Consider the following 21,909-nt stretch of genomic DNA (forward strand, 5'->3'; position numbering starts at 1 on the left):
ATGACAAGTTTAGAGGGATTGAGCCTGTTTCCAAGCTATACGTATTTACGCTGTGAACAAATAAATCGTGTGCTAATAGTGACAATTCAGCGCGAAGAAAAGTTGAACGCCATGAACGCTGTTATGCAGGGGGAAATCACAGATATTTTTAAGCGGATTCATAAGTTGGAAGATATCGGCTGCGTAGTGCTTACAGGTACAGGCAAAGGATTTATGGCGGGTGCCGATATTGAAGGCTACAGTGACTTTGATATGGGTCAGTTCTTTGCTTTTCAAGACATCGGAAGAGAGATGTATCGGGCGGTTGAAACCTGCAGTAAACCCGTCATCGCGGCTGTTAACGGATATGCATTAGGCGGTGGATTCGAGCTGACATTGGCTTGCGATCTGGTGGTGGCTTCAAGTAAAGCCAGTTTCGGATTGCCGGAGGTGAAGCTGGGTCTGATCCCCGGAGGCGGAGGGATTCAGAAGATTTCACGAATCGTGGGCTCGTTCGTGGCCAAAGAGCTGCTGATGACTGGCAGGTTCATTCCTGCGGATGAGGGGCGCGATTTGAGATTTGTCAATCAAGTGGTAGAGCCGGAGGAACTGCTGAAATCAGCGCTAGAAATGGCTACCGCGATTGCTGAGCAAGCTCCGCTAGCCATTCAAATTCTGAAGAAGCTGGTTCAAGAAGGAAGAGACGCTAGCTTGGAGACTGCGCAGGCATATGATCGTGCATTTCTAGCGAATTTGTTTCATTCGGATGATGCCAAGGAAGGGATAGCTGCGTTTGTGGCCAAGCGTCCGCCGGTTTTTACGGGGAAATAGATTCTGAACGTTAAAATCATTTATGGAAGTGGAGGAGTTCAATTGATAGAGCTTAAAGGAATGACCTGGAACCATGTAAGGGGCTATGGTCCGCTGGAGGCAACGTCAGAGCAGTTTCAGCTCTTGCATCCCGAAGTTCAGATCCGATGGGATCGCAGATCCTTAAAGGATTTTGGGGACTATCCCGTTGATAAGCTGGCGGCTGAATACGACATTATTATGATCGATCATCCTCATGTGGGCATTTCAAGTACGCAGGGAGTGCTGGTGCCTCTGGATGAGTGGATAGCTTCCGACTTTCTGTGTGATCAGAAGATGCAAAGCGTCGGGCCAAGTGCCCAAAGCTACTATTGGGAGGGGCATCAATGGGCTTTAGCTGTAGATGCTGCCGCTCAGGTATCGGCTTACCGTCCTGATTTAATGGATGGCCGACCAGTACCAAGCAAATGGAATCAAGTGCTGGAACTGGCGTCGACACTCCCGAACGGGCGCAAGGTAGGGTTTCCGTTATGTCCTACAGATGCCATGTGCAGTTTGATCTCGATATGCGCCAATATCGCTGGCGGCGAGTTTATCGATGAAACGAATGGGATCGATCCGGAGGCAGGTGAAGCTGCCGTAGCTCTTCTACAACAGCTGCTGCCTTTTCTCCATCCGAAGTCACTAGACTTCAATCCCATCCAAATGCTCGATCAGATGTCGGCTTCGGATGAGATTGCCTATATTCCCTTGCTGTTCGGGTATTCGAATTATTCGCGGAGCGGATTTGCGCGTAAGCTTGTCCACTTTACGAATATTCCATCACACGATGGAAGACCTCATGGAAGTATTCTAGGCGGCGTCGGGATGGCCGTGTCTGCTTTGTCTCCACATATTCCTCTTGCAGTCGAGTATGCCAAGTTTACAGCCAGCGGTGTTATTCAACAAACAGCTTATGTGGATAACTCCGGACAGCCGGGTCACCGTCAAGCCTGGATCGATGCAGATGTTAATCGCAAAACGAATGACTTTTTTGCCAATACGCTGGAGACGCTTGATCGGGCTTATATGCGTCCACGCCATGGAAGCTTTCCTCTTTTTCAAGAACGAGCAGGTGTGCTGCTGCATGAAGATTTGCTTCAAGGAAGTTCACCCCGTGATACGATAGCTAGAATGAATGAATGGTTCAAAGCATGCAAGGCGGATCGTTAAGAGAAGGGAGAATGAATATGCAGCAGTATGAAGTTACCCAGCTTGATACGCCAGGAGGCCGAGTCATTCGCTTGCTGGATCATAGCATGAAGGCAGAGGTTGATATCATCCCGGCGGTTGGGAATAATTTAATTCGATATTCGTTGGCGGGTCATGAGATCATTGCCGGCCCCCCAGAGCTAATCTCTCTTTCGGAACATTCATCCGAGTTCGGTGTACCTATTCTATTTCCGCCAAGCCGGATTCGCAACGGATGGTTTACTTTTGCAGGAAAATCCTATCAGATGCCGCTTCATGAAGGGGGCCATCATCTCCACGGAGAGATCCGCTATCTCCCGTGGAAAGTGACGGAATGGGGCGTGAATGAACAGCTCGGCGCGTTCGTAACCTCCGAATTCGCCTATGAGGAACATCCGAAATTGCTCAGCTATTATCCGCATCCCCTTCGCTTTCGGTTTACGTATTCGCTGCTGGAGGGGCAGCTGCGCCTGCATGGAGAAATAACCAACGAGGGCTCCGAGTCAGCGCCTTTTGGTTTGGGATTTCATCCTTATTTCGCTTTCAAACAGGAGGATGCTGCCTCTCTTCGTATCGTTGTGCCGGCGGCAGAGCGGTACGAGGTTGAGCCGGAGGGCTTCGTATTAGGCTTGCCAAAGGCTACGGCGATATGTGAACACTTGTCCATGGGTATGCAACTAGATGACCTTCCGGCAGATGCTGACCATATGATGCTGAAGCTGAAACAGGGAGAGACAACATGCAGCTTGCTATTTCCTGAAAAGGGGCTCAAGCTGAACTATGAGTTTGATCCGAAATTTCAGTTTATGATTGTGTTTAAACCAACATGGATGGATGCTGTTTCCTTAGAGCCATATACGTCCATTACCGATGCGTTTAATACGGATCTTCCCCTTGAGTTTACTGGAGTAAATGAATTGCGAAGTGGTGAAAAATTTACATTTTATTGGAAGATGGGCTTGGATCTGGTCTAAGAAAACGGAAAGTAGTCAAAATAGTCGAAGAAAAGTAGAAGTAGACGGATATTTATTCAATTCGAGCCTGATTATAATTAGCAGTAAGTCGTACGAAAGACTTATTCACACAAAAAGGGGAGATTGAATATGAAAAGGCTTACGAAACTATTAGCGGGTACCTTTGCTTTGTCACTGATTGTATCCGGCTGTGCGAGCGGTGCAAAACCTCAAGAAAGTGCATCAGCAACCAATGCAGCGTCCAAGCCGGCGCAAAAACAAAAAATCTCGATTTGGACGCTGCAGCAAGCGGATGTAAATATCCAAGAAGCTCAGAAGAAAGCAGCTAAATCCTTTGAAGAAAAGTTCAATACGGAAGTTCAAATTACTTCCTTTCCCTATATTCAATTAAAGGATAAAATGCTGGCAGCCGTTGCCGGTAGTGAAGGTCCGGATGTCTTGCTGCTGGATCAGATATGGGTAGCTCAATATGCGGCTGCCAAATATGTGATTCCAGTGGATGATTACTTGGGTAAATCGGACATCAAAGCGGATGATTACTTCAAGGGAGCTTGGGGAGCAGGCTCTTATCAAAATAAAATGTATGCGATTCCTTTTGATGTAGGCGTGTGGGGAGTGCTGTATTATAACAAGGATATGTTTAAAGCAGCAGGTCTTGACCCAGAGAAACCGCCGGTAACCTGGAAAGAATTTATGGATGCTGGAACGAAGCTGACAGCCAATGGGAAATTCGGTACTTCCAACTGGGCTGGCAGCAGTGAATCGGTTCAATGCTTGGTAGATGCTTTCACGGTAGCCGGAGGAGGCAAGCTGCTGGATGAGTCCGGCAAGAAGACTTTAATTAATGAGGATGCGGGCGTAAAAGCACTTGATTTCTGGGCTGGGATGAGCAAAATCAGTCCTCCGGGCAGTGTAGGCAAAAACGAAGAAGATGCGATGACTTTGTTCACAAGCGGTCAAACGGCTATGGCCATGTACGGCGAGTGGGGCCAAGATACGATTGCTACACGCTCCCCTAACCTGAACTATGGCGTTGCCAATCTCCCTAAGCCGGAAGGCGGGCAATCGATCGGTACTTTTGGAGGCTTTAATCTAGCCATTAACGCACAGTCCAAACATAAAGACTTGGCTTGGGAATTTATTAAATACTCCACAAATCTGGATAATCAAAAGGAAATCACCATGCTGACGCCAGCTAACAAGAAAGCGGCCAGTGAGTATTTGAAACAAAAACGTAAATTCCCAGATGTCATTTTCCAGCAGCTCAGCACAGCAACATATCGTCCGAATGTAGCGAACTATCCGGAAATAGCAGATGTTCAGCTGCAGGCTACACAAAAGGTCATGACAGGAAAATTGAATGCTAAAGAAGCGTTACAGGAAGCTGCAGACAAAATTAATAAATTGCTGAATAAATAAACAAACAATGAGGTTCTAAGACAAAGCACTGCAATGGATGCTTATATCTCTTGCAGTGTTTTTTTAGTAGATATGAAAGTATAAGTTTTATACTTTTGCTTCGCATCTACCTTGACAAACGCGTTCGTCCCTTAAGGGCGACGGAGTCGTTTATCCTTGCTAGAGAGACTTATGAAAGGAAGGGTGCGGGGAAATGAGAACACGCTCGACGTTCTGGGGATATATGCTGATCAGCCCTGCTGTTCTGCTCTTAATTGTTCTACTATTTATTCCTTTATTGTATACGCTGCAGCTGTCGTTGCAAGATACGGATTTAACACATGGAGACCCTACATGGATAGGCTTCAGAGGTTATGTGGAATCTTGGGCAGATGGCGAGATGTGGAATGTGACCAAGCATTCCATCGTATGGACCATTTGCGTTGCTGGCTTTCAAGTGATCATCGGACTCCTGGTTGCCATTGCGCTTAATCAAAAGTTTCCGCTGCGATGGCTAGTTCGGGCCTTAGTCTTACTTCCGTGGGTTCTTCCAGGGGTAGTCGCTGCACTGACGTGGAGATTGATCTACGATTCACAATTTGGCTTTATGAATTCCTTGATCGGGAAACTGGGATTTGGTTACCATTCCACAGACTGGCTGGGTACACCCGGGCTTGCGATGTTCTCAGTGATTTTGGCAGCCATATGGAAGGGTTTCCCATTTCCTATGCTGATGATATCGGCAGCTTTGCAAGGTGTCTCACAAGAACAGTACGAAGCAGCCAAAATTGACGGCGCGGATCGAATCAAGCAATTTTTTTACATTACGCTGCCCTCGATTTCGGGTGTTTTAAAGACGGTCGTATTATTAGTTTCCATATGGACATTCAATTATTTTGAAATGATTTATGTACTCACGGGCGGCGGACCGATTCGCTCCACGCATATTGCCCCGACCTATATATACGAGCTCAGCTTCCGTAATTTCAATTTCGGTGAAGCTTCACGGGTTGCTACCATCAGCTTTGTGTTTGTCCTGCTTATCAGCTTGGTATTAATCCGGCAAATGAACAAAACCGAAAAGAATTAGGAGGTAATAGTGCATGAGCAAGATGTGGTTGTCACGATTTTTGTTCTTTATCGGTATCATGGCTTTATTGTTTTTTGTCCTTTTTCCTTTTATCCAAATGCTGTCGACTTCACTCAAGGCACCGGACGCGCAGTTCACGATCCCGCCGCAGTGGATTCCGAATCAGATTACTTTTGAAAATTTCGCGGCTGCCTTGCATTATAAGGAGTTCGTGCGGTATTTTATGAATAGTTTACTCATTTCTATCATTACTTGTGTGCTTGTTATCATCATCTCTGTTCTGGCTGCGTACAGCTTTACACGGCTTGAATTTCCCGGCAGACGATTTTTCCTGAATGTCATTCTAGTTAGTCAAATGTTCTGTTTAAGCGCTATTGTGGTTCCGCTGTACAAGCTGGTTGGCAGCTTGGGCTTGCTGAATTCGTTTGCCGGATTAATTCTCGCCTACATGGCATTTACGGTTCCCGTAGCCGTTTGGCTGCTGCGAAGCTTTCTTCTTAACATTCCGATGGATATGGAAGAGGCGGCTATGATGGAAGGGGCTAGTAAACTGAAGGCCTTTTTCAAAGTAGTGGTTCCACTTCTAAGACCGGGTATAGGCGCTACAGCTGCGTATGTGTTTTTAATTACGTGGCAGGAATTCCTATTCTCCCTGGTATTTATGAGCAAGCCTGAGAACCGGACCTTACCGGTAGGGATTATGGATTTTAAAGGTCAATATGAAACCAATTGGGGTACGATGATGGCCGCATCCATCTTAATTTCGATTCCCGTATTTATCCTGTTCATGTTTATTCAAAAACAATTGATCGCCGGATTGACGGAAGGAGCAACAAAAGGTTAAATGAAGATAGGACAGCATGGGCAACTTGAGGGGGAATATCCACGTGAATATTCATAGTTTGCGGTTTAAATTAACGGTTTACTTTCTCATTCTCATTATTGTTCCAATGCTTGTTGTTTCCTATTTCTTTTATCAAAACTCAACGCACATCATCGAGGAGAAAATCAGCGAATCCGTTTCAACGACACTGCTCATGATTGAAACTAGTATAGAAAATGTATTGGAGCAGTCGCGTTTCGTGGCTACTCCTTTTCTTGTCAATACCAAGAATCGCGAGTTCCTGGAAAGGGAGATTCATCTGAGCGATTACGAAGATTTGAACAAGCTCAATCAGATCATGAGTGATCTTAAAGGGATGGAAATATCAGGCCAAAACATCTATTCGATCAGTCTATATAACAGCATAAACCGGATGCTGCTGACTTCAGAGAAAAATATGTTCTTCTACCCGAATGAGGAAATGAACCATATTGAAAAGCTAATCGCAGAAGAAGGAGGAGCGCCGAGATGGTTTCTTGAAAAATGGCCCTCTTCGACCTACCTAACGGCAAGGCCTAACTATATTACGTATCCAATCTCTCTAGATCCTTCCGAAAGCGGTATTCGTAAAAATATTTTGTTTGTACATGTGAGTGAAAGTACGATATCCGAGTATATTAAAAACCTGAATAAGACAGATAATGGTCTGAAAACCTTGATACTGACCAAAGATGGTAGAAGTATCGTTCAAACCAATATAGATAAAAACAAGTTATTCTCCGTTGAGTTTGGTGAACAGCCGTCCATGATCAAGCAGCTGGACCGGATCACGAGTGAGAAGGAAGGCAGCTTCTCTGAGAATTTTGCAGGGAGAGAAGTGCTTGTGGTGTTCCGAACCTCGGAAAAAACGGGTTTTAAATACGTGAACTTCGTGCCCAGAGAAGATTGGAATAAGGAAATTACGAATCTTCGCAACGGCGTTATCGTTCTTGATTTGTTAGCGGCCCTCGCCGCTATGCTGCTTGCGTACTTATTTATGAAAAGCATCTATAATCCCATGTTCCGATTGCTTAAAGCGATGAAACAAACGGTGGATAAGAAAGACTTCGATTACCAAATCATTGAACAACGAAAAGATGAATTTGGCATCCTCTTTCTGGGCTTCAACGCGATGATACGTAATATTCAACAGCTGATCAAAAATTTATACCAGGAAAAGCTGCTCAAGCAAGAGTTTGAACTTAAATTAATGCAATCTCGCATGAATCCTCACTTTTTATATAATACCTTAAATTCGATCTATTCCATTGCCAAGCTGCATGGCGTCCACGAAGTGACGGATATGGCTTACGCTTTATCGCACTTTTTTAGACATAGCTTAAAGGGTGATGATTGGATAACGGTGAAAGAAATGTTGGATCACATTGATAATTATTTAAAGATCCAAAAGATTCGTTACCGCGATAAATTCGAGGTCTCCATCGATGTGGAAGATGAATTAATGGATATGCCGATTCTCAAGCTGCTGCTGCAGCCCTTGGTAGAGAATGCGATCATTCATGGCGTTGAGATGAAGGGCGGCAAAGGAGCGATATCCATTACCGGCTATCAGCTGGACGAGAGCGTTGTATTCGTAGTCAGTGATGACGGGCTTGGCATGACGACGCAAAGGCTGGAGGAAATCAGGGAACATCTGAAATCAGGTGGAGGCTCCTCATCGGAGCTGTTTGCTTTAAGCAATGTGGATCAACGAATCAAGCATTATTATGGAGAAGGCTATGGATTAGAAATATTCAGCCAGCTAAACAAAGGGACGACTATAGAGGTTTATTTACCGGCTTATCACAGGAGGGATGACCTTGTATAGCTTACTTATTGCGGAAGATGAAGGTTGGATGCGGGAGCTGCTTGTTGGTGCGAGCTATTGGGAGCAATGCGGCATTACTCAAATCTGGGGAGCTAAGAACGGACAGGAAGCACTGGAGATCCTTGAATCGGAGAAGATCGATTTTCTCCTTTCTGATATCCGGATGCCTGTTATGGATGGGCTTGAACTGCTCGCTAAAGTGAAGGAAGTGAGCCCGGAGACCGAAGTGGTCATGCTGAGCGGATTCGATGAATTTAATTATGTCAGAACCGCCATGCGTTTAGGTGCTTATGACTATTTATTAAAACCGATTCGAGATGAAGAATTGATGCAGCTGTTTTATAAAATGACACATGCGAAAAGTCAGAAGCAGCTCGAAATGTACCGGACGGTCATGGAACAATCCAAATGGAAACAAGGCCGTTCTCTGCTCCAGGAGCAATTTTTGGCCTCGTGGTTTTCCGGTAGAATAACGACGCCTACTCTTATTCGGGAAAAATGTGTGGAAATGGAAATTATTTGGGAAGCGAAAACCTATGTCGTCTACTTAATGGAGCTTGATCAGCTTTATGTGCTTATGGAGCGCTACAATGAGCGGGATATGGAGCTTCTGAAATATGGCATCCGCAATATTGTGGATGAGCATCTGGTCGATAGCGGCCAGGATTTTTATTTGTTCGCGATCGATCAAAGATTAGTGGTATGGGCAGGTGGCCATCAAACGGAATCCGAGATGGAAGATTTGCTCTGCAGCATCCGCCAAAATATTAAAAAATACATGAAAGTGACCGTATCGATCGGGATCAGTTCGAAGCATAGCTCGTTAGACGACGCCTTTAAGGCTTATTTGGAAGCGGTAAATTCTTTGAAAATGAAAATGTATATGGGCAAGGATCAAAGCTTTTTCTTCGAAAGCATTCAATTTCAAGAGGATCGCCAGTTGTTTCATCGGGAACTTCAGCAGCGTCTGCACTATTCTGTCATTATGGGCAGTATCGAAGAGATGCAGTCTGTTCTGGAAGGGGTATTTGACGAAATACGCCGCAAGCAAATTCCTGAGCAGCACGTGGATCAAATTGTATGGTTAATGACGCAGATCATCTGGGAAAAAAAGCAAAATGCCCAGGCTGAATTGGTGGATAAAGCTGCGCAAGATGATTTCCTGAATAGACTGCGTACCTTGGATACGATCGATGAGATTCAAGCCGTTCTGACAGCAGAATTCATTCAAACCATCCAAGATACAGTGGAAAAAAGAAGCCATAAAAGAAGCAAGCTCATCTCCGATATTTTGCTTTTTATCGACAAGCATTATAGCGATGAACTTACGCTTCAGGCTCTGTCCGAACAGTTTTATATGAATCCGTCCTACCTGAGTCGGTTGTTTAAGGAAGAGATCGGCCAGATTTTCACCAAGTACCTGATGCAATTAAGGGTGGATAAAGCGAAGGAGCTGCTCAAGACAACGCATATGAAGGTGTATGAGATTAGCGAGGCGGTTGGATATACCGATGTTAAATATTTTAATAAAATATTTAAAAATATCACCAACCTCACTCCGGCAGATTATCGAAGCCTATGAAAGATACTTGTCGGTTAGCTTGCTGTAAAATTCGTATATGCGAACTGATAATTCGTATTAGCCATATTTAAAAGACTAAATCGGTATCATATAATGAAAAACAAGAAGATAGTTCATTCAGTCGAACTAAGGTGCAGCGAGAGGAGAGAAAATCATGCAATCGCCAAATGTTCAATTTGATTTTACCGGCCAAACTGCTGTTGTCACCGGAGGAGCCATGGGAATCGGTGAAGCAACCGTGAGGAAATTTGCCGAGGCCGGAGCCGCCGTTCTTATCGCGGACTTTAACGAGGATAAAGGGAAGCAGCTAGAAGAGCAATTGGTTTCCGAAGGCAAGCAAGCCCGTTTTGTAAAAACGGACGTAGGCAGGGATGAAGATGTCAAGCATTTAATGGAGGAGGCTTTCTCTTGGCAGGGTCGGATTGACATCTTATACAATAATGCAGGTGTGGCAATTCCAGGAGAAGCAGCAGCTATGAGTGAGGAAGCGTGGCAGCGCGTTATTAACATTAACCTCGGCGGTGTATTCCGGGGCAGCAAATACGCTTTACCCTATATGCTTAAGCAGGGTAAAGGCGTAATTGTCAACTGCAGCTCGACGCAGGCGATTAATGGTTTTCTTGGATGGGCGGGATATGCCGCATCGAAGGGTGGAATCCTCGCTATGACTAGGCAAATCGCGATTGAGTACGCGTCAAGAGGTATTCGCGTGAACGCAGTAGCCCCAGGCACAATCATGACGCCGATGAACGAGAAGATTTTCGATGAAGTTGATGATCCACAGTCTCTAATAGATACATGGAATCGCGCACATCCCATTGGCCGTTTCGGACAACCCGGCGAAGTAGCGGATTTGGTGCTCTTCCTGAGCAGTGATGCAGCATCGTTCATTACTGGGCAAACTTTTGTAGCGGACGGTGGACAATCGGTTCGGGGAGAATAATAAGCCAGACGATATCCCCAATGTACTGACAAATAGGATATCTTTTAGATTCTAAGTGAGTCAAAGTGACGAGGGTTGTAAGCGGTATCATTATGAAGTGATTAAGATATAACTTATTTTCGAGGAGAGATGAAGGATGGATAGAGCACTTGCTGACATCAAAGTACTGGATTTTACACACTTGCTGCAGGGACCATTCGCGACACAAATGCTTGGAGATTTAGGCGCGGATGTGATCAAGGTTGAACGAAAAGGATCAGGGGATAGCTACCGCGCGTGGACGTTCTTGAAATATTGGGTCGGGGGCACGGAATCCCCTTGCTATATGGCTTTTAATCGAAATAAACGATCCCTAGCGCTCGACTTGAAATCACAGGAAGCCAAAGAAATTATTTATAAACTGGTAGAAGAATGTGATATCGTCGTCGAAAACTTCCGCCCAGGCGTTATGGCAAAGCTGGGCTTTGGTTATGAAGATTTGAAAAAAATCAACCCGAGCATCATTTATTGCTCAAGCACGGGATACGGGCAAGATGGACCGTACGTCAATCGTCCGGGGCAAGATCTAATGATTCAGGCATTAAGCGGATTGACCACGCTAACTGGACGCAAGGATGCCCCACCGATCCCGTTAGGTACCGGTATTGCAGATCAGCTAGGGGCCTATAACATCGTCTATGGCCTGCTTTCATCGTTATATTACCGTGAGAAAACAGGTAAAGGACAGAAGCTGGAGATCAACCTGTACCAATGCTTGTTGACTCATCAGCTTCAAGAGTTTGCTGTCACGCTGAACTCAGGCAAATTGTTTGAACGTCCGCAATCAGGCATCGCCCATCCTGGACAATCGGCGCCGTTTGGCATTTATCAGACGGCGGACGGCTACATGTGCATATCCGTGAATCCCATTCCACTGCTCGCGGAAGTACTTGGCGACGAAGGGCTTATCGAATACGATAATCCAGATACGCTGTATGATAAACGAGATGAAGTGTTCTTCCGCATTCAAGCCAGCGTGGTGAAGCAAACAACAGCTTATTGGGTAGAAAAGATGCTGGAAAAAGACATGTGGGTATCCGAAGTAAAGACTCATCTCGAGGTCGAGACGGATCCTCAAGCTGTCCATCTAGACGCATTCACTTCCTACTCCCATCCGACTGCCGGCGAAGTGCGCACGGTCAATATACCTGTTAAATTCAGCGAGACACCCGGCGACATCCGCTCTCATCCGCCATTAATCGGCGAACATAACGAAGAAATTCTGAGAGGGCTCGGGTATTCAGAAGATGCGATTAACGTAATGAAGCAGGATGGAGTTATTTAAATAAGCCGTAAATATGGATGAATACGGTAACGGATGGATGGGGAATGGATATCGATCAGATTCGCATAGAACTGAAAGGGGAGAAGTTCGTCGTATTCTTGGAACAAGAAGGGTTCACTGATCCGTCAAGACTGGTTGCAGAAATTAGGCTTGCCGGTTCCGGAAACGATTGATGACTGGCACATGGTGCTGAAGGCATTTATAGAAAAGGATCCGAACGGTGACGGAAAGAATGATGAGGTTCCTTTTTCATCTGTAGACACTTTTTATTTGAATTTTGCTGATGCATGGGGCATTGATTTGAATACAGATAGTCGTTGGATGCAGGAATTTATGGGGCGAGGCCCCAGCGTGACAACAGCTGATTACGACGGTTTGCTGCTCAAAGAGACGGCAAGAATGTTCACGGAATCTTTATCCGTGGCACAGTTCCGTCATGGACGTTTTGAACTGGTGGCTGAAAAGTTTCAGTGTATTTTCTTTAATCCGCCAGGTCCTTCTTATGAAGCGAACGAAGCTTTCGCTAGGGAAATTGCTGATCAAGGCGGGCAAGTCGTTTATATCTCCAACAGAGCTATCACACATCCAACTGTTAGTTCAATTACACTAGTTGATGCTTTCAATGAATTTATAAGTCCTATTATTTATGTATTCTTTGTACAACTGATTGCGCTCGAAATGTCTCATAGAAAAGGTCTTGTTGCTGGTGAAGCTAAACTCGTTGGCAAAGTGACGGGAAAAGAATAGTTTGAAGTGAAATAAGCATAATCGGAGCAGCTAATTCACTGTCAGATTATGCTTGTTTTTTGTTTGGTCATATTTTTATTTATCAAGATGCTGCTCTCTAAATTGAGAGGGGGAGGAGCCATGAAATTCCGAAAAAGTTTTGATGAAATGACTGCTGCTGTAATAACCAAGTTGGTTAGCTATTTCTTGAATTTTCATGGTCGTCTTTTCTATCAATATCTCCTTAGCTTTATGCATACGAATCTGAGTAATGTACCTCGAAAATGTGACACCGCATCGTTTGCTGAATAGTGTGCTCAAATAATTAGGCGTAATATTGAATTGAGTCGCTAGTTGATTGATGCTGATATCATCCATATAATGCTGTTCAATATGGCGAATGACTTGATTAATCAGATCCTGATTGGCCAAGTCTTTATTAGCTGAAGTTGGTAACAATTTCTCGCCGAATTCCCTGAGTTTCTCTATCCATATTTTCGAATGACAGTTAGGATCAAACGCTCTTTTGATAGTTGTATTAAAGTATTCACAGAGGGCGTGAATGGTTTTGATCTGATGCAGGGGAAGAGAAGCTAATTGTCGCTCTAGGGTGTCTATTTCTTTCTTATAGAATAAGTATTCATTGCTTTGATAAAAGCGGACTGCCTTTTCAGCAGTTCGGCTAATTTCAACTATAGGCTGATCGTTGTTTTGGTAGAAAGCCAAATCTTTCCTTGACCATACACCACTATGGGGTAAGACGGTCCGAAGCGGAGATGAGTATTGAAGACTTGAAATTTGATGAATACATGTTTCCAAATCATTACTAATATCACTTTGCAATGCAGTTAATGAAAAGTAATCGGTTTTATATTCTATCATCTTGGATTTAATAAAATGGACTAGCTCTGAGCGTATACTTAACATAATTGCATGATGCGACGGACTCCAGGCTGTGATAATCGCATAATCGCCATTACGCAGAGTAATTTTGGCATACCTGATATCTTTATGATTCATCGTTCTTTTCATATGGGTTTGTATCTCTTTCAACCATGTTTGTATCAGTTGGAGCTTTAAAGATTCAGATAAGGAACTGTCTATACAAATAAGGATGCCGGAAAACTGATAAGATTGGATCCCAGATAAATCCTGTAAAGTTCTGTTTCCCCATACGAAAGAAGAAATTAAAAACTCGAATTCATCATTTCCTTTTACCAAATCATGATTGTAATCCTCTGAAATCTCTTCTACACACCTAGACAATGATTGGGGGTCAACTGGTTTTAACAGGTAATTTTTAACGCCTAGTCGAATGGCTTCTTGCGCGTATTTAAAGTCGGATGAACCTGACAAAATGACCCATCTAGTTTGAGGTGACAGCTCTTTGGCTACTCTAATTGCCTCTAGACCATCTATCGTTGGCATACGGATGTCTATGAAAGCGAGCTGAGGCTGATGCAATTGAGACATTTCAATCAATTCTTCGCCATTGCTTGCTTCTCCAACAATATCGAGATGCATGTCTAGCTCCAGCAGCATATTTTTAATTGTCGTTCTAACCCAAGTCTCATCATCGGCAATGATAATTCTCATAAATGTGCTCCTTTTAGTGGAATGGTAATATGAACGGTTGTCCCCACTCCAGGATTGCTCTGAATCATGAAACTAGCATCAGGATAAAGCATTTCTAATCTTGCTTTTACGTTAGAAATTCCAATATGCTGCTTGGTTGATTGCATGTCACTCATTTCGAATCCGACCCCAGTATCACGTACTTTGATTTGGATGAATTCCTTATCTTCATGAACATAAATAAGAGCTTTAGCTTCTACAAGACCTGGGTTGTCGCTAGGTTCAATGCCATGAATGATCGCATTCTCCACAATCGGTTGAATTAAAAGCTTTGGAATTTGAAAAGAACCTACAAATTTCTCGTAACCGATATCAATTTGCAGCTTCTCGTTGAACCGGAGTTTTTGAAGCAGAGCATATCCCTGTAAAATGTGAAACTCTTGTTCAATTGTCGTGGTTTGATTAGTGGCAAGAATATAGCGGAGCATACCGCTCAAGGCAAATATGGCATCTTCAAGCTTTCGCTTTTCACCTATTTGATTCAAACCAATAAATCCTGTTAATACATTATAAAGAAAATGAGGTTGAATTTGTGATTGAAGTGCTTGATATTCTGCTTCTTTTAGGGAAAGGGCTATCTTATATTCGCGGTTAATCATATCATTCAATTGAAAAATCATCTTGTTTAAGGATTGTCCAAGCTGTGAAATCTCATCCTTTCCGATGGAGGTAAAACGTGCTTGTAAGTTTCCTGTCCGGACTTCTTTCATGACGCCATTCATTTGTTTAAATGGCCTTACGATCCATCTGGTTAAATACATAAAAAGAATGAAAGTGACCACGATACCTCCGGCGGAGACAATGATAGCAACAGTGGAAATCCATTGTATTTTCGTATTCATTTCTGACTCCGAAAGAAGCACGACAATAGTCCAATTCGCAGATTTTAAGTTTTTGGAAAGGGTTACATATTTTTGGTCACCGATTGCAATCTTGCTGCTTTTGTTAGCGAGTTGAGTCACCAAAGTGTCGGGCACTTCTTTGTTGGAATAAAGCAGTTGATTGTCCTCATCCATAATCACAATCATGGAATTCATACTAAATGAAATATCTTCCGTTATTTTGCTCAGTGCCCCATAATCTGCATCGGCTATGATAACAGCTATAGGTTCTTTGGAATCGGGATCTTTGATCATACGAGCAACTGAGAATACACGAGTGTTCATCGTTCCGGATAAGTAGTCTTGTTTATGAGATCCTAAAAAAGCTGCATTACCATTAGCTAGAAGCGCCTTCTGGAACCAATTCTGCTCTTGATAAGGAAAGCCCTGCACAAGATTAGTCGCATCAAACCTGCTACTCAAATGTCCTTGTCCATCATTAGTCACAATAACCGTGTTTAAGATCTCTTTTCTTGTACTGATCAAATAACTGGGCAAGGCCCCATTGAGAGCACGAGAGGTTTTTAGTTTGGTATAATCGTCCAAGCTCGAATTGGACTGGTATGCGGTAATTTTGAGGGCTTGTATAAGTTCATCGTTATAGTAAGGTAATAAGGTCAAACGATCCAAGTCATCCAAATACGTTTCTAAGTTTCTTGATAAGGAGTTCATGGCGCCCGACGTTACATGCTGCGTTTCTTCACTAATCAAGCTTTTGAAATAATAAGGTAAAATAATGGCTAGAGTAAGAAAAGGCAAAATAATAGTTGCCGTAAAAATAATCATTAATTTATTGCGAAGAGATAAGCTGATTGTCATGAAAGCGCCTCCTAAGAGACAAGCATATAGTGAGGGGGGTTGGCGTGTCAATCCAAGTTGAACTGTGTAGAAAATCACAATCAGAGTGTAGATATCCATCATTGAAAACGTTATTACTCATGTTAGGATATGAATGTAAGCAGTTACAAAATATATTTGAGGGGAAGAGAAAGATGAAAAGTATAAAATTTCAAGCCACATTATGCGTACTAATCGCAGCTGTAGGAATTTTGTCCGCTTGTGGCTCAAACAAACCGGCAGCCGATATCAAACCTGCTGCAACAACGGAAACAAAGCAAGAGGACAAGAAGGATACAGCTAAGCCAGTTACGATTAGTGTTGCAACAAACGCCATCGGTGAACAAGCCAAAGTTTTACAAACAATCGCTGATAATTTTACCAAAGAGAATCCAACGATCAAAGTTGAATTCAGCGCTCCAGGTAAAGATTACGAAAACATAATGAAAGTAAAAATGGCAAGTAATGATCTCCCGGATGTTTTCTCTACACATGGTTGGGCCAAAATCAGGTATGGCCAGTATTTGGCTGATTTGAAAGATCAAGCTTGGGTGGGAGCTCTGGATGATGCTATTAAACTTGCTGTAACGGACGACAAAGGTAAAGTATACGTTTTGCCAATGGATCAAGATAAATCAGGAATTGCTTACAATGCGGATGTATTAGAAAAATACAACATTGCAGTTCCAAAAACGTATGATCAAATGATGCAAGCGGCTGAAACAATTAAAACCAAAAGTGGAGGTACTGTAGCACCTTTCCATATGGGAGGTTCAGATAATTGGCCAGTGGGACAGTATTTTGACTATTTTGCTACTCCTCTTTACGCAAGTGCCGCAACAAACAATTCTGCCCAGCTGTTAGATGGTACTTTTGATTGGAATAACTGGGATAAATTCGCTCAAATGTTTGCTGATCTATACAAAAAAGGTTACTTAAACAAAGATGTCTTAACGGCTAAGTACAGTGATGATGCGAAAGCATTAGCAGAAGGAAAAACGGCTTTTCTTTTCTACGGAGCTTATGTAATTGAAGAAGCGAAGAAAGTGAATCCACAGTTGAAAGCAGGTTTCATGCCAATTCCATCTATCGTTGAAGGTGACAGCCCTACCTTTGTCGGTGGGGAAAAAACAACCTGGGGAGTCTCTAAAGATTCCAAAAACATTGAAGCAGCCAAAAAGTTTGTCGCTTTCTACGCAAAACCTGAGAATGCTCAATTGGTGGCTGTCTCTAATGCGTTGCCTTCAGGAATCAAAGGTGCCAAAGTGGATGCTGGCGATTTAAGTAAATACTATGAGCAGTATAAAGATGTGCGCGTACTTCCATACTTTGACCGTGTATTTTTACCGAACGGTATGTGGGATGTTATGTGTAAAAATGGTCAAGATATCATTGCTGGCGGAATTACAGCAAAGCAATTCTCTGAAAATATGAAAAAAGAATACACTCGTTTAAGAGCAACAGTTACAAAATAAGGAAATATAGATGGAAATGAAAAGCCCCTAATAACAATTATGGTTAGAGGCTATTCTTTGTTCCGCCTTACTGAGTTCGGAAGGAGAGAGAGAAAAATTGAATACTGTAGATACGAAAACGATACAAAATAGAAATCGCGTAGAAATAAATAAATCTAGTTGGATTAAAAAGCTGCTTTTGTCTCCAAATGCGTTAAATATCATGTACGTACCTGCCTTGCTTTTGTTTGGTTTATTTATTTTTTATCCTATGGTCAAAGGAATTAGAATCTCTTTTACGGACTGGGATGGCTACTCGCCAACGTTTAACTGGATAGGTTGGGATAAATATGCGCAGATGCTCACGGATAAAAAAATATTCATAACGATGAAGAATACGCTTATATATGGGCTTGGAAGCACACTGTTTCAAAACCTGCTAGGCCTTGCATATGCATTGTTTCTAGATCAGAAAATACGTGGAAAAGGGCTGGTCAGAACCATTGTTTATCTGCCAGTTATTATTAGTCCGTTGATTATGGGATACATTTGGTATTTCTTTTTTCAATATGATGGTGGAGCGATTAACGATATTAGGATCCTGTTTCATCAAGCTCCCACCGATTGGCTCGCCAATGGCCCTGTGGCTGTTGGGATTATTACCTTTGTGAATACCTATCAGTTTATGGGAGTAGCGATGATTATTTACTTGGCAGGTTTACAATCGATACCCAAAGATTATTATGAAGCTGCTTCTATCGATGGCGCCAGATGGTTTGCACGATTCCAAAATGTAACATTACCGCTATTGATGCCGTCGATTACGATTAATGTTGTCGTCAATATCATTGGTGGTTTGAAGCTATTTGACGTTATTGTGGCTTTGACCAACGGGGGTCCTGGTTATGCATCTCAATCTTTATCTACGATGATGTATAACTTGTACTTTGCACGACAAGACGCCGGGTATGCAGCTGCTCTGGGTAATGTGATGTTTATACTCATTGGTATTGTCAGCTTGACCTTATTGAGAATGCTTCGTAAAAAGGAAGTGAGCATGTGAATAAGAACATTTTGAAGTATTTCATCATAGGCCTCATCTCGATTGTTCATATTGTTCCTTTTTATATTTTAATAAACTTATCATTTAAGAGTGCAAGTGATGTAAGTTCCAAGTGGCTTCCAACTGCATCATTAAGTCTTAGTAACTTTGTGGACGTTTGGAAGCAAGCGCACTTAGGTAAAGCGATTCTGAACAATATGATCATCACAGCTGTCGTTCTTGTGCTAGTTATTCTTATAGGTTCGATTGCTTCCTATCCGCTGGCTAGACATAGAACCAAATGGAATAATTTTATTTACACCGTCTGCATATCATGCTTAATTATCCCTGCACTTACGATTCTGGTACCTTTGTATAAATTGATTGTGGATATTGGAGGTATTAATACGTACTGGGCAATCTCATTAGCGCAAGTAACTTTTGCTCTTCCAATGACCATTTTTCTCTATACTGGCTTTATAAGTACAATACCAAAGGAATTGGATGAAGCAGGCGTCATTGACGGTTGTAATCAGTATGCTATTTTCTTTCGTCTTATTTTGCCATTATTAAAACCTATCACTGCGACTATTGTTATATTAATTGGTGTCCAAGTTTGGAACGATTATCAATTCTCCTTATTTTTTCTGCAAAAAAGAGAGTTTCAAACGGTTCCCGTTGTTCTATCCATGTTTATTTCACAGTTCCAAAGTAATATTAATTGGGTAGCGGCTGGATGTTTGATGGGGATGTTGCCAATTACAGTCGTTTATCTGTTTCTTCAAAAGTTTTTTGTAAAAGGTATGGCGGATGGAGCCATTAAAGGATAGGTGAGAGAAAGCTGAACCCCTTTGATTTAACACGGGGGTTCAGCTTGTTTTTATGAGGCAAAGCCTTGGGTTTGCGGCTGCGCAACAATTGCGACTTGTAGGCGACAAGGATTAAATCGTAATATTGCATAATATTGCAGATATCAAATTCTGCGCAGGCCGCAACAAGAGGTTGTTTCAATATTCTATGAAAGCGAGTGACAAAATGAAAATAGCAGCACAGCTTTATACAATAAGGGATTTTCTAAAAACGCCCGAGGATATTTCTATCAGTCTGAAAAAGGTTAAACAAATCGGATATCACGCCATTCAAGTTTCAGGAATAGGTCCTATCGGTAATAAGGAATTGAAAGAAATTGCAGACAGGGAGCAACTGACGATCTGTGCGACCCATATTCCATATGCGGATTTAACCAATAACTTGGATGCTGTTATTGAGAAGCATAAGATTTGGAATTGTAAATATGTGGGATTAGGTGGTATGCCGCCGGGAAATCGCAGCAGCAGAGAAGGATATATAACTTTCGCCAAAGAAGCATCGGACATTGGAAGAAAATTAAAACAGGCAGGATTACATTTCTTTTATCATAACCATTCTTTTGAGTTCGCGAAATTCGATGGGAAAACCGGGCTAGAAATCCTCATGGAGGAGACTGATCCAGAAGACATTGAATTCTTACTTGATCTCTACTGGGTACAATCTGGAGGAGCAGATCCAATAGAATGGATAAACAAATTGAAAGGAAGAATGAAACTCGTTCATTTGAAAGATTTTGCAGTAACGAGTGATATGGAGCAGCGATTTGCCGAGATTGGTGAAGGTAATATGAATTACTCCCGGATTTTGGAAGCATGTAAACAAGTTGGTGTTGAATGGGCGCCGGTTGAACAAGACGACTGTTATGGTCGAAATCCATTTGACTGCTTGGCGACCAGCTTCAATTATTTGAAGAAACTTGGTTTGGATGTTTGATTTTTAAGGTAGGGCAGCTTGCCGCTGAGCGACGGATCATTCAGGAGGATGGCATTATGCTATCCTCTCTTTTTTTTGGCAGATTATCGAAAACCCTAGGGGCTCTCTGAATCCTGTGAAAAAAACATGTTTTCGGCGGTATGCCCCTGATTGGTTTTCAGCTTGTCGATCATACCGTGCAACTCTTCGGTAGTTGCGGTGGACGTCAGACCGATGTTCAGCGTACCTTTCAGCTCGTTTACGTGCAGTTCCTGAATTTTGTAGGTAATATTCGGGGGCGTTGTTTGCTTTTGATCGGCCAAATAATTGTTCAGCTTCTCTTTGAGCTGGTTATCCAGATGATCCTTCAGTTGAGCCTGGAGCTGATCTTTCAATCGTTGATTTTCCGCCTCCAACTCGCATTGCTTAAACTCTAGCATGGCAATTCTTTGTTCGAATTGGCATATACAGGAGTGCAGATAAGCATGTGGATCATACATGATGCCGCCTCCTTCAGGTATGGAAAAACTTGACTTTACAGCCACCGATCATTTGGCTACAGGGTGTAGAGGCGGTATCAACTCTTCTTCCGGAACCACGGCGGCCTTCTTCTCGTTCACGCCTTCCGCAATCTCCGTCGCCCTGTTATCCGACAAAATGTTGTAGCCTATATTGAGGGAGCCCAGGTTGGCGATGGAGTTGATTTTAATATGGTTAATATAAAAGTTCATAGCTTGCGCTCTCCTATACAAGGTTGCTGTTTCCCTGGTCGATGATATCCGGATCCAGAACGCTGTTTCGGTCCGTATTAACTGAAGATGTGGCGTCACCGATGACAGTGTTGCCTCCGACCGCTTTGGAATTTGCCGCATTTCCGCGCAACAGGTTGTCTCCGAAATTGACGACGCCGCCAGTAGCGACTTGATTGATATTGATGTTAAAGATGTTAAACACATTCGGCATAAAGCTCATCCTTTGGGCAGTTTGACTGCGAAATATCGGTCTTATGCACGCTCGCGGCATTTGCGATACGAAGGTTGCAATGTCTATCGACCAGCCCTTCAAGCCAAATGCTTCGAGAATTGGCATAGACGGACAAATTGCGCTTCGGCGTCGCTTTCGAGATCGGTACATTAACAATAAGATATTCCGGCATTTTATGGATTCGATAGCCGGGTTGTCCTTGCGGAAGGGCATCGGACTTTCCGGAATACCGTTTCAATTCGCCTCGGATATCGGATTCAATGAGTTCAGGCTTTTGCAGCCGCAATTGCGGATTGGACGTAATTTCCGGCGTGAAGATGTGTGTGATGCTATCCCACTGAAAAGCCGTCTTCGTCTGTTTCATCCGATTCCCACTCCCTTTCATTCACCCTTGTGATGTAGTGTATTCATTTTCCTAGGTATCTGTGTCTCAAATTCTTGCTGGTAGTGAACGGAGCGACAAGGTCCTTTTTGACCACATAAGAAAGTATAAGTTTTCGGATCACGAAAACCGCTTTCTTATTGGCGATAAAACCTACCTCTAAACG

The 21,909-nt window shown here is 43.0% G+C and carries 22 protein-coding genes; 16 read left to right on the forward strand and 6 right to left on the reverse strand.

Going from position 1 to position 21,909, the window contains the following annotated elements; translation table 11 throughout:
* The 12 genes from G519_RS0138650 (at position 1) to G519_RS51510 (ending at position 12,767) form a co-directional block, all read left to right on the forward strand.
* A complete protein-coding gene (locus G519_RS0138650; protein ID WP_051254106.1) occupies positions 1 to 810 on the forward strand; it encodes an enoyl-CoA hydratase/isomerase family protein in 810 nt (269 codons plus the stop codon).
* Positions 811 to 852: 42 nt separating this feature from the next.
* Positions 853 to 2,001: an ABC transporter substrate-binding protein gene (locus G519_RS0138655; protein WP_029199078.1), complete on the forward strand. Its 1,149-nt coding sequence runs from the start codon at positions 853 to 855 to the stop codon at positions 1,999 to 2,001.
* A 17-nt stretch (positions 2,002 to 2,018) separates the two neighbouring features.
* The gene (locus G519_RS46775; protein ID WP_161632989.1) at positions 2,019 to 2,993 is read left to right on the forward strand and encodes an aldose 1-epimerase; all 975 of its coding nucleotides are present in this window, start codon (positions 2,019 to 2,021) and stop codon (positions 2,991 to 2,993) included.
* A gap of 129 nt (positions 2,994 to 3,122) precedes the next feature.
* A complete protein-coding gene (locus tag G519_RS0138665; RefSeq protein ID WP_029199079.1) occupies positions 3,123 to 4,412 on the forward strand; it encodes an ABC transporter substrate-binding protein in 1,290 nt (429 codons plus the stop codon).
* A gap of 193 nt (positions 4,413 to 4,605) precedes the next feature.
* On the forward strand, positions 4,606 to 5,481 hold the full coding sequence (locus tag G519_RS0138670; protein WP_029199080.1) for a carbohydrate ABC transporter permease: 876 nt from the start codon (positions 4,606 to 4,608) through the stop codon (positions 5,479 to 5,481).
* A 13-nt stretch (positions 5,482 to 5,494) separates the two neighbouring features.
* Entirely contained in the window at positions 5,495 to 6,325 is an 831-nt protein-coding gene (locus G519_RS0138675) for a carbohydrate ABC transporter permease (RefSeq protein ID WP_029199081.1), read from the forward strand.
* Positions 6,326 to 6,368: 43 nt separating this feature from the next.
* Positions 6,369 to 8,171, forward strand: a complete 1,803-nt coding sequence (locus tag G519_RS0138680) for a cache domain-containing sensor histidine kinase (RefSeq protein WP_029199082.1) — start codon at positions 6,369 to 6,371, stop codon at positions 8,169 to 8,171.
* Positions 8,164 to 9,753 (forward strand): response regulator, encoded by a 1,590-nt coding sequence (locus tag G519_RS0138685; protein ID WP_029199083.1) that lies wholly within the window; start codon positions 8,164 to 8,166, stop codon positions 9,751 to 9,753. The genes G519_RS0138680 and G519_RS0138685 overlap by 8 nt, the downstream gene beginning before the upstream one ends.
* A 154-nt stretch (positions 9,754 to 9,907) precedes the next feature.
* Positions 9,908 to 10,696, forward strand: a complete 789-nt coding sequence (locus G519_RS0138690) for an SDR family NAD(P)-dependent oxidoreductase (protein ID WP_029199084.1) — start codon at positions 9,908 to 9,910, stop codon at positions 10,694 to 10,696.
* 136 nt (positions 10,697 to 10,832) lie between these two features.
* The gene (locus tag G519_RS0138695) at positions 10,833 to 12,020 is read left to right on the forward strand and encodes a CaiB/BaiF CoA transferase family protein (protein ID WP_029199085.1); all 1,188 of its coding nucleotides are present in this window, start codon (positions 10,833 to 10,835) and stop codon (positions 12,018 to 12,020) included.
* Between the two features lie 17 nt (positions 12,021 to 12,037).
* Positions 12,038 to 12,193 carry a hypothetical protein gene (locus G519_RS50975; RefSeq protein ID WP_154669674.1) on the forward strand — a complete coding sequence of 52 codons (156 nt, stop codon included), beginning with the start codon at positions 12,038 to 12,040 and terminating at the stop codon, positions 12,191 to 12,193.
* Entirely contained in the window at positions 12,171 to 12,767 is a 597-nt protein-coding gene (locus G519_RS51510; RefSeq protein WP_029199086.1) for a phosphoheptose isomerase family protein, read from the forward strand. The genes G519_RS50975 and G519_RS51510 overlap by 23 nt, the downstream gene beginning before the upstream one ends.
* Positions 12,768 to 12,842: 75 nt before the next feature.
* Here G519_RS51510 and G519_RS0138710 read toward each other — a convergent pair whose 3' ends face one another.
* Positions 12,843 to 14,342: a helix-turn-helix domain-containing protein gene (locus G519_RS0138710; protein ID WP_029199087.1), complete on the reverse strand. Its 1,500-nt coding sequence runs from the start codon at positions 14,340 to 14,342 to the stop codon at positions 12,843 to 12,845.
* Positions 14,339 to 16,081 (reverse strand): cache domain-containing sensor histidine kinase, encoded by a 1,743-nt coding sequence (locus G519_RS0138715; RefSeq protein WP_029199088.1) that lies wholly within the window; start codon positions 16,079 to 16,081, stop codon positions 14,339 to 14,341. The genes G519_RS0138710 and G519_RS0138715 overlap by 4 nt, the downstream gene beginning before the upstream one ends.
* A gap of 44 nt (positions 16,082 to 16,125) precedes the next feature.
* On the opposite strand from G519_RS0138715, the gene G519_RS0138720 reads away from it, so the two are divergent.
* The 4 genes from G519_RS0138720 (at position 16,126) to G519_RS0138735 (ending at position 20,398) form a co-directional block, all read left to right on the forward strand.
* Positions 16,126 to 17,574, forward strand: coding sequence for an ABC transporter substrate-binding protein (locus tag G519_RS0138720; RefSeq protein ID WP_244280363.1), 1,449 nt, complete (start codon positions 16,126 to 16,128; stop codon positions 17,572 to 17,574).
* Positions 17,575 to 17,776: 202 nt separating this feature from the next.
* A complete protein-coding gene (locus tag G519_RS0138725) occupies positions 17,777 to 18,616 on the forward strand; it encodes a carbohydrate ABC transporter permease (protein ID WP_084160562.1) in 840 nt (279 codons plus the stop codon).
* Positions 18,613 to 19,425, forward strand: a complete 813-nt coding sequence (locus G519_RS0138730; RefSeq protein WP_051254110.1) for a carbohydrate ABC transporter permease — start codon at positions 18,613 to 18,615, stop codon at positions 19,423 to 19,425. Before G519_RS0138725 ends, G519_RS0138730 begins: the two co-directional genes overlap by 4 nt.
* Before the next feature lie 187 nt (positions 19,426 to 19,612).
* Positions 19,613 to 20,398, forward strand: a complete 786-nt coding sequence (locus G519_RS0138735) for a sugar phosphate isomerase/epimerase family protein (protein WP_029199092.1) — start codon at positions 19,613 to 19,615, stop codon at positions 20,396 to 20,398.
* Between the two features lie 95 nt (positions 20,399 to 20,493).
* Here the strand turns inward: G519_RS0138735 and gerPC are convergent, their stop codons facing one another.
* Genes gerPC through G519_RS0138755 form a run of 4 tightly spaced genes read right to left on the reverse strand, consistent with a single transcriptional unit; the run spans position 20,494 to position 21,725 of the window.
* On the reverse strand, positions 20,494 to 20,877 hold the full coding sequence (gene gerPC / locus G519_RS0138740; RefSeq protein WP_029199093.1) for a spore germination protein GerPC: 384 nt from the start codon (positions 20,875 to 20,877) through the stop codon (positions 20,494 to 20,496).
* 48 nt (positions 20,878 to 20,925) lie between these two features.
* Positions 20,926 to 21,108 (reverse strand): hypothetical protein, encoded by a 183-nt coding sequence (locus G519_RS0138745; RefSeq protein ID WP_029199094.1) that lies wholly within the window; start codon positions 21,106 to 21,108, stop codon positions 20,926 to 20,928.
* Positions 21,109 to 21,121: 13 nt separating this feature from the next.
* Complete coding sequence (locus tag G519_RS0138750) at positions 21,122 to 21,340, reverse strand: spore germination protein (protein WP_029199095.1); 219 nt, start codon at positions 21,338 to 21,340, stop codon at positions 21,122 to 21,124.
* Positions 21,324 to 21,725, reverse strand: a complete 402-nt coding sequence (locus G519_RS0138755; RefSeq protein ID WP_029199096.1) for a hypothetical protein — start codon at positions 21,723 to 21,725, stop codon at positions 21,324 to 21,326. Before G519_RS0138755 ends, G519_RS0138750 begins: the two co-directional genes overlap by 17 nt.
* Positions 21,726 to 21,909: the final 184 nt, after the last annotated feature.

This window comes from Paenibacillus alginolyticus DSM 5050 = NBRC 15375, from assembly GCF_000422905.1.
GTDB classification, from domain to species: domain Bacteria; phylum Bacillota; class Bacilli; order Paenibacillales; family NBRC-103111; genus Paenibacillus_E; species Paenibacillus_E alginolyticus.